Annotated in this window: 12 protein-coding genes; 9 read left to right on the top strand and 3 right to left on the bottom strand. The window is 67.0% G+C overall.

The genetic code is table 11. The features are described 5' to 3' along the window. The first annotated feature begins 104 nt into the window (after positions 1 to 104). Together ACFQ4E_RS16850 and ACFQ4E_RS16855 are read left to right on the top strand one after the other, a co-directional pair. Positions 105 to 1,505 (top strand): selenium-binding protein SBP56-related protein, encoded by a 1,401-nt coding sequence (locus tag ACFQ4E_RS16850; protein ID WP_386805624.1) that lies wholly within the window; start codon positions 105 to 107, stop codon positions 1,503 to 1,505. 79 nt (positions 1,506 to 1,584) lie between these two features. Continuing rightward, positions 1,585 to 2,178 (top strand): hypothetical protein, encoded by a 594-nt coding sequence (locus ACFQ4E_RS16855; protein ID WP_386805626.1) that lies wholly within the window; start codon positions 1,585 to 1,587, stop codon positions 2,176 to 2,178. A 14-nt stretch (positions 2,179 to 2,192) separates the two neighbouring features. Here ACFQ4E_RS16855 and ACFQ4E_RS16860 read toward each other — a convergent pair whose 3' ends face one another. Next, complete coding sequence (locus ACFQ4E_RS16860) at positions 2,193 to 2,831, bottom strand: TetR/AcrR family transcriptional regulator (RefSeq protein WP_386805627.1); 639 nt, start codon at positions 2,829 to 2,831, stop codon at positions 2,193 to 2,195. 138 nt (positions 2,832 to 2,969) lie between these two features. Here ACFQ4E_RS16860 and ACFQ4E_RS16865 point away from each other — a divergent pair, with 138 nt between their 5' ends. From ACFQ4E_RS16865 to ACFQ4E_RS16890, 6 genes are all read left to right on the top strand, one after another. Then, the gene (locus ACFQ4E_RS16865; RefSeq protein WP_386805629.1) at positions 2,970 to 3,803 is read left to right on the top strand and encodes an FAD binding domain-containing protein; all 834 of its coding nucleotides are present in this window, start codon (positions 2,970 to 2,972) and stop codon (positions 3,801 to 3,803) included. After that, on the top strand, positions 3,800 to 4,300 hold the full coding sequence (locus ACFQ4E_RS16870) for a (2Fe-2S)-binding protein (RefSeq protein ID WP_386805631.1): 501 nt from the start codon (positions 3,800 to 3,802) through the stop codon (positions 4,298 to 4,300). The genes ACFQ4E_RS16865 and ACFQ4E_RS16870 overlap by 4 nt, the downstream gene beginning before the upstream one ends. Then, positions 4,297 to 6,678 (top strand): xanthine dehydrogenase family protein molybdopterin-binding subunit, encoded by a 2,382-nt coding sequence (locus ACFQ4E_RS16875; RefSeq protein WP_386805633.1) that lies wholly within the window; start codon positions 4,297 to 4,299, stop codon positions 6,676 to 6,678. The genes ACFQ4E_RS16870 and ACFQ4E_RS16875 overlap by 4 nt, the downstream gene beginning before the upstream one ends. A gap of 48 nt (positions 6,679 to 6,726) precedes the next feature. Further along, positions 6,727 to 7,776, top strand: coding sequence for a C4-dicarboxylate TRAP transporter substrate-binding protein (locus ACFQ4E_RS16880; RefSeq protein ID WP_386805635.1), 1,050 nt, complete (start codon positions 6,727 to 6,729; stop codon positions 7,774 to 7,776). An 80-nt stretch (positions 7,777 to 7,856) separates the two neighbouring features. Beyond that, positions 7,857 to 8,420, top strand: coding sequence for a TRAP transporter small permease subunit (locus ACFQ4E_RS16885; RefSeq protein ID WP_386805637.1), 564 nt, complete (start codon positions 7,857 to 7,859; stop codon positions 8,418 to 8,420). Beyond that, a complete protein-coding gene (locus tag ACFQ4E_RS16890; RefSeq protein ID WP_386805639.1) occupies positions 8,417 to 9,748 on the top strand; it encodes a TRAP transporter large permease in 1,332 nt (443 codons plus the stop codon). The genes ACFQ4E_RS16885 and ACFQ4E_RS16890 overlap by 4 nt, the downstream gene beginning before the upstream one ends. A gap of 14 nt (positions 9,749 to 9,762) precedes the next feature. Here ACFQ4E_RS16890 and ACFQ4E_RS16895 read toward each other — a convergent pair whose 3' ends face one another. Then, positions 9,763 to 10,212 (bottom strand): DUF411 domain-containing protein, encoded by a 450-nt coding sequence (locus ACFQ4E_RS16895; protein ID WP_386805641.1) that lies wholly within the window; start codon positions 10,210 to 10,212, stop codon positions 9,763 to 9,765. Positions 10,213 to 10,249: 37 nt separating this feature from the next. Further along, a complete protein-coding gene (locus ACFQ4E_RS16900) occupies positions 10,250 to 11,635 on the bottom strand; it encodes a multicopper oxidase family protein (protein ID WP_386805642.1) in 1,386 nt (461 codons plus the stop codon). Between the two features lie 416 nt (positions 11,636 to 12,051). Between ACFQ4E_RS16900 and ACFQ4E_RS16905 the strand changes: the two genes are divergently transcribed. After that, on the top strand, positions 12,052 to 12,723 hold the full coding sequence (locus ACFQ4E_RS16905) for a DUF1045 domain-containing protein (protein ID WP_386805644.1): 672 nt from the start codon (positions 12,052 to 12,054) through the stop codon (positions 12,721 to 12,723). Positions 12,724 to 13,103: the final 380 nt, after the last annotated feature.

The raw sequence follows: 13,103 nt of genomic DNA on the forward strand, positions 1-13,103 counted from the left end.
GCGGCAAAAGACTTCGCCGGGACCGCGATCCGTGGCAGGCTCGGCGCAGTGCATTTCCTGAGGACCGCTTTCACGACCAATTCATACTGACGGGAGGAGACACCATGAACCTGAGACCGGACCCGACATTCCACGCGACGCCGAAGCTCGCGATGGAAGCCCCGGCCGAGACCCTGGCCTTCACGCTGATGCTGAGCCCCGACGGCTCCGAGCCCGACGGGCTCGCGGTGGTCGATGTCGACCCGAACTCCAAGAGCTACGGCGAGATCGTCCATCAGCTGATCATGCCCAACAAAGGCGACGAGTTTCACCATTTCGGCTGGAATGCCTGCTCTTCGGCGCTCTCGCCGCTGTCGGGCCACGCCTTCCTCGAACGGCGCTACCTGATCATCCCCGGCATCCGGTCGTCGCGCATCTACGTCATCGATGTGAAGGAGCCGCTCAAGGCGAAGATCCACAAGATCATCGAGCCCGAGGAGGTCTTCGAGAAGACCGGCTATTCGCGCCCCCACACGATCCATTGCGGCCCCGAAGGCATCTACGTGAGCACCCTGGGCGGCGGCGGCGACGATGGCACCGACGGCCCTCCGGGCATCTTCATCATGGATTGCGAGACCTTCGAGATCCTCGGTCGTTACGAGATGGACCGGGGCAAGCAGGAGAAGCATTACGATTTCTGGTGGAACCTGCCGCGCGACTACATGGTCAGTAGCGAATGGGGCCTGCCGCCGCAATTCGAGAACGGCCTCGTCGCCGAGGATCTCCTGTCGAACAAATACGGCCACCAGATCCATTTCTGGAACCTGCGCCAGCGCAAGAACGTGCAGACCATCGACCTGGGCGAGAACCACCAGATGGCGCTCGAGATCCGGCCCGCCCACGACCCGGCCAAGGATTACGGCTTCTGCGGCGTCGTGGTCGACACCACCAACCTGCAGGGCTCGATCTTCACCTGGTGGCAGAAGGACGATGGCACGTTCGAGGCCAAGAAGGTCATCTCCATCGACCCGCGCCCCGAGAAGGCCGAGAACCTGCCGCCGCTCCTGCAAGGCTTCGAGGCCGTGCCGCCGCTCGTCACCGATATCGACCTGAGCCTCGACGACCGGTTCCTCTACGTCGCCTGCTGGGGCCTCGGCGAGATGCACCAATACGACGTCTCGGACCCGATGAACCCCAAGCTCACCGGCAAGGTCGAACTGGGCGGCATCGCGCGCGGCACGCCCCATCCCAACGGCAAGCCCTTCGCCTACGGTCCGCAGATGGTCGAGATCAGCCGCGACGGCAAGCGCGTCTACTGGACCAATTCGCTCTACTCGACCTGGGACGACCAGTTCTATCCCGAGGACGAGGGCGGGCAGATGGTCATGGCCCATGTCGGCGAGAACGGCGGCCTGACGCTGGCCGAGGAGTTCTACGTCGACTTCCCCAAAGGCTACCGCAGCCACCAGATCCGGCTCGAAGGCGGGGACTGCTCGACCGACAGTTTCTGCTACCCCACTGTCTGAGATCGCCTGGCTCGAAAGCACAACGGCCCTTTGGTGGGCCGTTGTCGTCTCCGGCCTCTACCACGGCGTCAATCCCGGCATGGGATGGCCTCTGGCCGTCTCGGCCGCGCTCATGGATCGCGACCGCCGCAGCCTCGTGAAGGCGCTCGGCGCGCTGGCGGGCGGCCATTTCCTCGCGATGGCCGCGATCCTCTTTCCGTTCAGCGCGCTGCTCTTCCTCGTCGCGTGGCAGCGCGAGATCCAGATCGGCGCCGCCTGTCTTGTGATCGCGCTCGGGGTCTACCTGCTGATCAACCGGAGGCATCCGCGCTTTCTCGCCCGCGTGCCGCCCTCGCGACTGGCTCTCTGGTCCTTCCTCGCGGCGATGGCGCATGGGGCAGGGCTGATGCTGGTGCCGATCTATCTCGGCATCTGCCGGACCACCGCGACCGATCCGGGCCATGCCGCCGCCTCGGACCTGATGGCCGGGACCGCCGCCACCGCGGCGCTCGTCGCGATCCTCCATACCGGGGCGATGACATTGGCCGGAGGCGCTCTGGCCTGGGCCGTCTACGCCTGGCTCGGCCTCAAGGCGGTGAGCCGGAGCTGGTTCAACCTCGATATCGTCTGGGCGCTCAGCCTGATCCTGGTCGGGTGCGTCTCGCTCTGGTTCGCGACGACGGGCGGCCACTAGACCCCCGTGCAGCGTCAGTCCGCGATGCCGAAGGCGCCGAGAAACCGGTCGACCGCGCGCTCGATGGCCTCGGACGGATCGTCGGGGCCAGGCATCCGGTAGATGTGCTGGCGGATGCCAATATAGACGATGCCGCCATGGAGGTTCCAGATATCCTCCATGCTGGGCTCCGGCCCGCCCGTGGCCGCATCGCCGATCTCGGCAAGAAGCGGGCGCAGGATGACGCCGCCCAGATGCTCGAGATAGCGACGGTTCAGCTCGGCTCCGGCGAGACCCGAGAACATGAAGATCCGCATCCATTCATATTCGAAGATCAGCGCGCTGTACTCGTTGTAGAAAGCCAGGAGCCGCGTCCGGATCGACAGCGAGCGGTCGCTCAGCCGCTCCGGCCAGTCGGGCGACAACCGGCCGAGATAGACCTTCTCGTAGACCGCCTCGATCAGATCGTCCTTGGTCGAGAAGTAGTTGAAAAGAAGCGATTGCGTGATGCCGAGCCGCTTGGCGAGATCACGCGTTTTCCCGTCGAGCCCCTGCTCGGCGAAGAAGGCCACCGCGCCGTCGACGATCTGCTGGCGCCGCTCCTCGGGCGGCAGCCTGCGCCGCGTCTCCTGCGTCGTGTCCGTCGCCTCGGTGTCGTCGACCTGCCTGTCCATGCCGCGCTGCTTTCCACGTTTCCCGAAAATATTCTACTTGCATTCTTTCGAACTTTATAGATCAAATGATCAACAGGATTGAGCGAGCGCTCAATAAGCGACATGGGGAGATGTCGCGCCGGTTTAGGGAGGAGAGCCATGAAGGCATCGGCGGGCGGATACGTCCGGGCGACGGACCTCGGCCATGCGCTGGAGCTGTTGCGCCAGGCGGACGGGATGGGGCGCGTGCTGGCCGGCGGTCAGAGCCTCGTGGCCGCGATGAACATGCGGCTGACGACGGGCGACATGCTGGTCGACATCTCGCGGCTGTCGGACCTGAGCGGCGTCACCGAAGACGGCGACACGCTGCGCATCGGCGCGCTGACCCGCCATGTCGAGGTCGGCTCCGATCCTCTCATCGCCGCCCATGTGCCGCTTCTGGCCGACGCGGTGCGCTACATCGCCCACGCCGCGATCCGCAATCGCGGCACCATCGGCGGGGCCGCGGCCCATGCCGATCCGGCGGCGGAGTTTCCCGCCTGTCTCGTCGCGCTCGACGCGCGTCTCGAGGCCACGGGCCCGGACGGCACGCGGACCATTCCCGCCGAGGCGTTCTTCACCGACGTCTTCGAGACGTCGCTCCGCGACGGCGAGATCCTCACCGCCATCACCGTGCCCAAGGCCGCCTCGGGCGAGCGGCACGTCATCGAGGAGGTCGCCCGCCGCTCCGGCGATTACGCGCTGGCCGGGCTCTGCCTGGTGAAGCGGGCCGGGGGGCACCGCCTTGCGCTCTTTTCCGTCGGGCCGACGCCGATCCTCGCCACCTCCGCGATGGAGAAGCTCGATGCGGGCGATCTCGACGGCGCCGTCGCGGCGCTTGCAGAGGAGATCGACCCGCCGTCGGACACCCAGGCCAGCGCCGCCTATCGCCGCCACCTTGCCGGTGTGCTTCTGCGCCGCGCCGCCGCGAAGCTTCAGGGAGACGCGCCATGACCGAGATGTTCCGCGACCGGATCGATATCGAGCTGACCGTCAACGGCGAGCCGGTCGAGGCCCGCGTGCCCTCAGGCCAGCACCTGATCGACTTCCTGCGGACTGAATGCGGTCTCACCGGCGCCCATGCCAGCTGCGAGCACGGCGTCTGCGGCGCCTGCAGCGTGCGGGTCGACGGCGCTGCGGTCCGGGGCTGTCTCATGCTCGCCGCGCAGGCCGACGGCGCCGAGATCTGGACCGTCGAGGGCCTGACCGACCGCGCCGAGATCGCCGACCTGCAGGCCGCCTTCGTCGCGCGGAACGCGCTGCAATGCGGCTTCTGCACGCCGGGCATGCTGGTCGCCGCGCAGGAGCTCCTGTCCCGGAGCGGCGTGCCGAGCCGGACCGAGATCCGCGAACACATGTCGGGCAATTACTGCCGCTGCACGGGCTACGAGGCCATCGTCGACGCGGTCGAGGACGTCGCCAAGGCGCGTGACGGAAAGGGGGCCGCATGACCATCCAGTTCGGAAATCCCGATCGCCCGAACTCCTATATCGGCAAGACCGTCCCGCGCCCGAACGCGGGCAAGCTGGTGCAGGGCCGTGGCAAGTATGTCGATGACATCGTGCTGCCGCGGATGGTCCATGTGGCCTTCGTCCGCTCGCCCTATGCCCATGCCAGGATCACCGGGATCGAGGCCGAAGAGGCAAAATCCGTGAAGGGCGTGCTGCGCGTCTTCACCGGCGCGGATCTGGCCGAGGTCTGCACCCCCTGGGTGGCTGTCCTCGCGCATCTCAAGGGCCTCAAGTCCCCGCCCGAGCATGCCATGGCCGTCGACCGTGCCTGCTGGGTCGGCGAGCCTGTCGTCGCCGTGGTCGCCACCTCGCGCGCCGCGGCCGAGGACGGCGCCGCTCTGGTCGAGGTCGATTACGATCCGCTGCCCGCCGTCACCGACATGATGACCGCGCTCGACGCCGATACTCCCGTCCTGCACGACGAGATGGGCGACAACCTCGCATTCCAGCGGCTCCACGAAGAGGGCGACCCGGATGGCGCCTTCGCGCGCGCCCACACCGTCGTCTCGGCCAGGTTCCGGACCGCGCGGCATACCGGCGTGACGCTCGAGCCGCGCTCGATCCTCGTCGACTGGAACCCCGCCGAAGAGCAGCTCACCGCCTGGCACGCGACCCAGGCGCCGCACATGATGCAAACCGTCTTCGCCAAGCATCTCGACCTGCCCGAGGGCAAGGTGCGGGTGATCTGCGGCGACGTCGGCGGCTCCTACGGGATCAAGGTGCATGTCTATCCCGACGAGGTCGCCACCGCCGCGATCGCCAGGATCATGGCCCGTCCGGTCAAGTTCATCGCCGACCGGCTGGAAAGCTTCACCACCGACATCCACGCCCGCGATCACGAGATCGAGGCGAAGATCGCGGTGGATGCAGAGGGCCGGATCCTCGCCTTCGACGTGGACGACTGGACCGCGATCGGGGCCTATTCGGTCTACCCGCGCACCTCGGCCATCGAGGGCAACCAGGTCGTGAACCTCTGCGGTGGCCCTTACGATTTCGCCGATTACCGCGCCAAGACCACCGTGGTCTTCCAGAACAAGACGCCGACTTGCCAGTATCGCGCGGTCGGCCATCCCATCGCCGTCGCGATCACCGAAGGGCTGGTCGACATGGCCGCGGCCGAGCTCGGAATCGATCCGGTCGAGATCCGGCGGCGCAACATGTATGCCGACGACGCCTATCCAGTGACCTCGCCCGCCAAGATGCGGTTCGAGGGGCTGTCGCATCACGCCTCGATGGACAAGCTCCTGGAGCTCATGGATTACGACGCGCTCCGCGCCGACCAGGCGCGGGCGCGCGCCGAGGGCAAGCATCGCGGCATCGGCATCGCGAGCTTCATCGAGCTGACCAATCCCTCGCCGTTCATGTACGGCATCGGCGGCGCGCGGATCTCGGCGCAGGACGGATGCACCGTGCGGATGGATCCCGACGGCTCCATCGTCGCGCTCTCGGGCGTGACCGAGCAGGGACAGGGGACCGAGGCGATGCTGTCGCAGATCGTGGCCGAAGGCGTCGGCGTGTCGCCCTCGAAGGTGCGGGTGATCACCGGGGACACGCAGGTCACGCCCTATGGCGGCGGCACCTGGGCGTCGCGCGGGGCCGGGATCGGCGGCGAGGCGGCGCTGCAATCGGCGCGCGCGCTCCGGGACTCGATCCTCGAGGTCGCGGCCTCGATGCTGCAGGCCGACCAGGCCTCGCTCGACATCCGCGACGGCGCGGTGGTCGATGCGGGCACCGGAGACGAGCGCATGCCGCTCGAGGAACTGGGCCGGATCGTCTACTTCCGCGGCGACACCCTGCCCAAGGGGCTGCCGCGCGAGCTGGTCCAGACCCGGCATTTTATCACCTCGGAATATCCCTTCGCCTTCACCAACGGCGTCCAGGCCTCCTATCTCGAGGTCGATACCGACACCGGCGTGGTCACGCTTCTGAACCATTGGTGCGTCGAGGATTGCGGCCGGGTGATCAACCCGCAGCTCGTCGACGAGCAGATCCGCGGCGGCATCGTCCAGGGCCTGGGCGGAGCGCTTTTCGAGGAGATCCATTACGACGCCGAGGGCCAGCTCCTGAACGGCTCGATGGCCGATTACCTCGTGCCGATGGCCGCCGAGATGCCCGACATGGTGATCGGCCATGTGGAGACCCCGACCAAGGAAAGCGCGCTCGGAGCCAAGGGCGCGGGCGAGGCCGGAACCGCCGGCGCACCGGCGGCGGTCATGAATGCGATCAACGACGCGTTGCGCCCGCTCGGGGCGCAGGTCACCGAGATGCCCTTTACCCCCGAACGCATCCTGCGCGCGCTCGGGGCGATCTCTGACTGAACGGAAACCAAGGGCGGTGGAGGAGCCGCCCGGATGGAGGAGACTGACATGAAACTGACCACCCTGACGGCCACGCTGGCCTTGGCCGCGGGCGCCGCGAGCGCCCAGGAGACGATCACCGTCAATATCGGCTCGTCGCACCCGGAGGCGAATATCTGGGTCTACGCGATGAAGAACACCTTCCAGCCCGAGGTGAACCGCATCCTCTCGGAGAACGGCAACGAGTACCAGGTGGACTGGGTCGAGGCCTATGCCGGCACGCTCTACAAGTTCACCGACACCCGCGAGGCGGTGATGGACGGCATCGTCGATGTCGGCATGGTCGGCACGGTCTGGGAAGGCGCGAACATGCCGCTCCAGAACGTCACCTATTTCACGCCGTTTGCCACCGAAGACCACAAGATGATCATCGAGATCTTCGACGATCTCTCCGAGAACCTGCCCGAGCTGCGCGACAGCTGGGCCGAGAACGGCATGGTCCACCTGTCCTCGCTGATCACCGACAGCTACGACATCTACGGCACCTTCCCGGTCGCCACGATGGCCGACCTGCAGAACCGCAAGTTGAACGCGCCGGGCACCTCGGCCAACTGGCTGCAGAACACCGGGGCGACGCCCGTGGATGGCGCGCTGACCACCTATTACACCAATATCCAGACCGGGGTGACCGAGGGCACGCTGTCCTTCGCCTCGGGCATCCTGCCGACCCGCGTCTACGAGGTCGCGCCGGAACTGACCCGCGTCGGCATCGGCTCGATGTATTTCGGCGGCATCGCGGCCAACAAGGATTTCTTCGACGGTCTGCCTGAGCCGGTGCAGGCGGCGATGAAAGAGGCCGCCGCGGCGACCTCGGTCGCGCATGGCGATTACGTGGCCGATCTTGCCGCGCGCGCCCTCGACGAGATGCAGGCCGCGGGTCTGACGATCCACGAGCTGCCCGCCGAAGAGAAGACCAAGTGGGTCGAGGGCCTGCCGAACATCATCGAGCCCTGGCTCGAGCAGACCGGTGACGCCGGGAAGGTCGTGCTCAAGGCCTATTTCGACGCGCTCCGCGAGCGTGGCGCGACGCCGCTGCGCAACTGGGACGAAGGGCTGTAAGCTCGTCCGGACCGAAAAGATGCGGCCCGCCCGGGACACCCTCCGGTCGGGCCGCTCCGCAAGATCTTGGGAGACCCGCGATGAGCGAGGAGACCGCAGCGCAAAGTGACGACGCCTTCGTGCCGCGCTTCTCGGAGGCGCCCTTCGGTGCCGTCCTGGGCAGCGTCGCGGCGGTCATGTCCTCGGTCGGCACGGCCTGGATCGGGGTGCTGATGGCGCTGATCGTGGCCGACGTGATCGGCCGGAACTTCCTCGATGCGCCGATCACCGGCGTCTCCGAGATCGCCGCCCGCTCCGTCGTCGCCATCGTCTTCCTGCAGGTCGCCGCCGCGATCCTGCAGAAGCGCCTGACCCGCGCCGATTTCCTGATCCGCCGTCTCGAAGGGTCTTCGCCCAAGGCGGTCTCGCTGATCGAGACGTTTTTCTGCCTCGTCGGGGCCGCGGTCTTCTCGCTGGTCCTCTGGGCCTCCTTTCCGAAATTCCTCGATGCCTGGACCACCTCCGAGTTCTTCGGCGTCCAGGGCGTCTTCACCATCCCGACCTGGCCGTTCCGCGGCATCACGGTCCTGGGCTCCGCCGTCGCCGCGCTGGCCGCGCTCTACCGCGCCCTCGAAGAGATCAGAACCGTCCGGAGGCTCGCATGACCACGCTCACCATCGGCTTCATCCTGATCGCGCTGCTGATCGCGCTTGTGCTTCTGGGCATGCAGATCGCCTATGCGCTCTTCTCCGTCGCCTTCGTCGGCATCTGGATCATCCGCGACAATCTCGGTCTGGCCTTCCGCATGCTGGAGCTCACGGCCTATTCCGGCATCGCCGACTACCTCTTCGCGACCATTCCGCTTTTCGTGCTGATGGGATTGCTGGTCAGCGTCTCGAATGTCGGGCGCGACACGTTCGAGGTCGCCGAGGAGGTGCTGCGCCGCATGATCTGCGGACTGGGGGTCGCGACGGTCGCGGCCAACACCATCTTCGCGGCGGTCACCGGCGTCTCCATCGCCTCGGCGGCGGTCTTCACCCGCGTCGCGGTGCCCGAGATGACCCGGCACGGCTACCGTCCGTCCTTTTCGGCGGGCACGGTCGCGGGCTCCTCGGTCCTGGGAATGTTGATCCCGCCCTCGCTTCTCCTGATCATCTACGGCGTCCTCGCCGAGGTCTCCATCGGCGGCATGTTCATCGCCGGGATCCTGCCCGGGTTGATGCTCGCAGGCGGTTTCGTGGCGATGCTCGTGGCGATCACGATGCTCTTTCCCGGCTTCGTGCTGACCGACCCCGAGGCCGTGCGCGAGCGGCGTCTCGACACCGAGATCGAGCGCATGCCGCTCGGCACGATGGCGGCCAAGCTCATCCCGATCGTGGCGCTGGTGATCCTGGTCCTGGGCGGCCTCTATTCGGGCTTCTTCACACCGACCGAGGCCGGAGGCATCGGCGCGTTCGGAGCGCTGATCGTCGCGCTGTCGCGCCGCAGCCTCGACCGGCACAAGCTCTGGCAGGTGATGAAGCAGACCGGCGTGATCTCGGTCTCGATCCTGCTCCTGCTGATCGCCGCCTCCTTCTACTCGCGGATGCTGTCGATCGCGGGGCTTCCCAATGCCATCGCCGGTCTGGTGACCGATAGCGGGTTCGGACCGCTCGGGTTCCTGTTCTTCTACGCGGTGATCATCCTCCTGATGGGCATGATCCTCGATTCGACCTCGATCCTCCTGATCATGGTCCCCATCGCGGCACCCATCGCCCAGGGCATGGGCATCGATCTCAGCCATTTCGGCATCGTCACGGTGATCGCGGTCGAGATCGGGCTTCTGACGCCACCCTTCGGGATTTCGGTCTTCACCGTGCACAACACGCTCAACGACCCGAACGTGTCGGTCGAGCAGATCTTCGCCGCGACCCTGCCGTTCATCCTGGTGATGCTGGTCGTCCTCGTGATCGTCGCGCTGATCCCGGCGACGGCCACGGTCTTCCTCTACTGACGCGCGACCGGCCCTCAGCCGTGCCGCGCCCAGACCTCGGTGCTGCCGTCTTTGCGAATCAGGAGCGTGGCATAGGCGTCGCTGCGCCCGTCCATCTCCATCCCCGGTGAGCCGATGGGCATCCCCGGCACCGAGAGGCCAAGCGCGTCGGGCCGCTCCGCCAACAGCCGCTGCACGTCCTCGGCGGGCACATGGCCCTCGATCACGTAGCCCTCGATCAGCCCGGTGTGGCAGGACGCGAGCTCCGGAGTGAGCCCGACCGACGCCTTAACCTCGTTCAGGCGGCCCTGGTCGACGTCCCGCGCCTCGACCGCGAAGCCCGCGTCTTCCATATGCGCGATCCAGGCCGAGCAGCAGCCGCAGGTCGGCGATTTGAACACCTCGATCCGGTGCGGCGCGGCCAGCGCCGGTCGCCCCAGAGCGAGCGCGCCGAGCGTTGTCAGGACGAACTGCCTGCGGTTCATGTGTGTCTCCTTGTCCATGCGGGGCGGGCGCAAACCATCAGGTCACGCGCAACCAGGTCATCATCCCCCCGGCGGAATGCTCCAGCATGTGACAATGCAGAAGCCAGTCTCCGGGATTGTCGGCCACAAAGGCGATCTCGGCGGTCTCGCCGCGCTCCATCAAGAGCGTGTCGCGCCACGGCCCGAGGCTGCCATCCTCCGCCACCCGCCGGAAATGATGCCCGTGAAGATGCATCCCATGCGCCCAGGCAGTGTCGTTGGCGATAGCGATCCGGACCGTCTCGCCGCGTGCAGCCTCGATCAGCGGTGTCTCGGGCATATCGGCCATGCCGTTGAAGGCCCAGACCTTTCCGGCCGCGGCCATCTCGCGCATGTCCACCTGCCGACCGTCCATCATCGCGCCGGACATCCGCCCCATCGCGCCGCCTTCCATCAGGAGCTCGGCGCGTCGCGCGGTTCCGAGGTCCCCGAGCGCCGCCATCGGGTTCGGGGGCAGGGGCGTCGGTGCCCCGCGCTCGGGGCTGTCCGCCACGCCCCGGACCGGAAAGCTCGCGATCGCGTAGCCGCCATCGCGCTCGAGGCTCAGAAGCAGCGCCTCGCCGCCATCCTCGGCGGTGACATCGACGATCAGGTCGGCACGCTGCGCGGGTGCCAGCGTCAGCCCGTCGAGCGGCTCCGGGGTCTCGAGCGGCATGCCGTCGAGCGCCACGACCCAGCCGCTGAGACCCTGGCTCTCCAGCTCGAAAATCCGCGCATTGGCGGTGTTCACCAGCCGCAGCCGCATCCGCGTCTTCGAGGGCACCTCGCGCGTCCAGGCGCCGTCGCCGTTCACCGTGATCCAGTTGCCGATCCGCCCGGCATGGGCCCAGTCGTGCAACTCTCCGAAGCCCCCGGCGATCTCGGCGGTGTCGGTCATCCGCCAATCGTCGATCAGGAGCACCTCGTCGAGATCGACCTCCGGCGCGCCCTCGGCCTCTTCCACGATCAGTGCACCGTAGAGACCGCGCGCCATCTGCTCCCAGCTGCGGTTATGCGGGTGATACCAGTAGGTGCCCGCATCGGGCAGGGCGAAGTCGTAGAGGAACTCCGCGCCCGGCTCGACCGCCTCCTGCGTCAGGCCCGCGACCCCGTCCATCGCGTTGGCGATCCGGATGCCGTGCCAGTGAACGCTCGAGGGCTGGGGCAGGGCATTGACGAAGCGCCGCGCCAGCCGCTCTCCCTGAGGCACCCGCAACGTCGGACCGGGCAGGGCGCCGTCATAGGCCCAGACCTCGGTGTCGGGATATCCTGGCGGCGCGATCTGCGCGCGGGCGACGCGGGCCTCGAGCGCCGGGGTGGCCTCGGCGCTCGCGATGCGGGGCAGGGAGAGGAGCGCGGCACTGCCGAGGAGGGCTTGGTGGAACTGGCGGCGGGTCAGGCTCATGCGCTCGCCCCCCGAAGCCAGCGGGCCGCGACCCGAGCGTCGCCCGGACCTGTCTTGAGTCCGATTTTTCCTGATGTCGCGCCCCGTATCGCCGCCTGCATGAGCCGCCTCCCTGTCATCCTTCGCCTGATGATCTAGGCGTTCCATCCGCTGGAAGGTCAAGCGCGCGGGACGCCGGATCCCAGCGCGAGCCCGCGCCGCGCTACATACAGAGGTGTGCTGCGGTCTTCTTTGTTTTCCCTAGGTTTTCCACGCATCTGGAAGCACGCCACTGATGCTGATCGCCACCGCAGACCGACTCCGACGGGGATCACGATTTGGTCAGGCCTCCGCCACCCGATGACCCGCCCATCCACACAGAGCCCGATGGACCCCGCCGCACGCCTGTGCTCCTCTGCGCGCATCAAGGAGCCCGAATGTCCCACACGCGCTACGCCCTCTACTACCTCCCGCCCCCCGGAGCGCTGGCAAGCTTCGGGGCGCGCTGGTTCGGCTGGGACATCGCCTCTGGATGCGCGGCGGAGCCGCTGGAGATCGAGGGGCGCGAGGCCGCGACCGAGACGCCCCGACGCTACGGCTTCCACGCGACCCTGAAGCCGCCGTTCCGCCTCGCCGATGGCGCGACCCTGGAGGACCTGACCGAGGCCGTTGCCGATCTCGCGACCACCTCCGCGCCCGCGACATGCGACGGCCTTGAGCTGACCCCGCTCGGCCGCTTCCTGGCGCTGACACCCATGGGCGACACCGAGGGCCTCTCGCGGATCGCCGCGTCTTGCGTCTCGCGTCTCGACACTTTCCGCGCACCGCCCAGCGAGGCCGAGTTGGAGAACCGACGCGCCAGGCATCTGTCCGCGCGCCAGGAGGCCCTTCTCGCGCGTTGGGGCTACCCGCATGTGATGGAGGAATTCCGCTTCCACATGACCCTCACCACCCGCCTGCCCCGGCCCAAGATCCCGGCATGGCACGACACCCTCTTAACCCTCCTCCCACCGCTCCCTAACCCCTTCACGCTCGATGAGATCGCCTTGGTCGGCGAACGCCCGGACGGGTTTTTCGAGGAGATCCGACGGTTTCCGCTGACGGGGTGAGTGTTAGGTTTGGTTCTGGATATTTGAGAATTGAGAAAGTCCCGCCTGACAGGCTGTGGTGATGACCCATCCCTACTTTGTCAGCAGTGGCGCACAGGGAGCAATCTCGCCAATTGCCCGAGGCATGTCGGTCGAGTCCCTCGTTATCGCAAAAGCCGCAGTTCGGGCGAGGTAACTCTATTACTGGTGGCCTGTGGAGCGGTCCGTGTGCATATGTAGCAGACCGGTTTCCATTGCGGAACGTAATCTCGCGTCTTTGCTTTAGTGCCTAACCCTGATATTTTACGTACCCAAGGGTTCTTCGGGTCAGGCCTCATAGCTAGTAGATGACCGTGGCTGCGAGAGCGATGGCCGAGAGGAAGACCTTCGGGCATCGGTCA

The organism is Litorisediminicola beolgyonensis, assembly GCF_042679605.1.
Classification (GTDB): domain Bacteria; phylum Pseudomonadota; class Alphaproteobacteria; order Rhodobacterales; family Rhodobacteraceae; genus Litorisediminicola; species Litorisediminicola beolgyonensis.

Excerpts from the sequence above, each read along its gene's own strand:
- ACFQ4E_RS16895 (WP_386805641.1), bottom strand. The coding sequence starts at position 10,212 with ATGAACCGCAGGCAGTTCGTCCTGACAACGCTCGGCGCGCTCGCTCTG.
- ACFQ4E_RS16865 (WP_386805629.1), top strand. The coding sequence starts at position 2,970 with ATGAAGGCATCGGCGGGCGGATACGTCCGGGCGACGGACCTCGGCCAT.
- ACFQ4E_RS16875 (WP_386805633.1), top strand. The coding sequence starts at position 4,297 with ATGACCATCCAGTTCGGAAATCCCGATCGCCCGAACTCCTATATCGGC.
- ACFQ4E_RS16880 (WP_386805635.1), top strand. The coding sequence starts at position 6,727 with ATGAAACTGACCACCCTGACGGCCACGCTGGCCTTGGCCGCGGGCGCC.
- ACFQ4E_RS16860 (WP_386805627.1), bottom strand. The coding sequence starts at position 2,831 with ATGGACAGGCAGGTCGACGACACCGAGGCGACGGACACGACGCAGGAG.
- ACFQ4E_RS16890 (WP_386805639.1), top strand. The coding sequence starts at position 8,417 with ATGACCACGCTCACCATCGGCTTCATCCTGATCGCGCTGCTGATCGCG.
- ACFQ4E_RS16850 (WP_386805624.1), top strand. The coding sequence starts at position 105 with ATGAACCTGAGACCGGACCCGACATTCCACGCGACGCCGAAGCTCGCG.
- ACFQ4E_RS16855 (WP_386805626.1), top strand. The coding sequence starts at position 1,585 with ATGGGATGGCCTCTGGCCGTCTCGGCCGCGCTCATGGATCGCGACCGC.
- ACFQ4E_RS16905 (WP_386805644.1), top strand. The coding sequence starts at position 12,052 with ATGTCCCACACGCGCTACGCCCTCTACTACCTCCCGCCCCCCGGAGCG.
- ACFQ4E_RS16885 (WP_386805637.1), top strand. The coding sequence starts at position 7,857 with ATGAGCGAGGAGACCGCAGCGCAAAGTGACGACGCCTTCGTGCCGCGC.
- ACFQ4E_RS16900 (WP_386805642.1), bottom strand. The coding sequence starts at position 11,635 with ATGAGCCTGACCCGCCGCCAGTTCCACCAAGCCCTCCTCGGCAGTGCC.
- ACFQ4E_RS16870 (WP_386805631.1), top strand. The coding sequence starts at position 3,800 with ATGACCGAGATGTTCCGCGACCGGATCGATATCGAGCTGACCGTCAAC.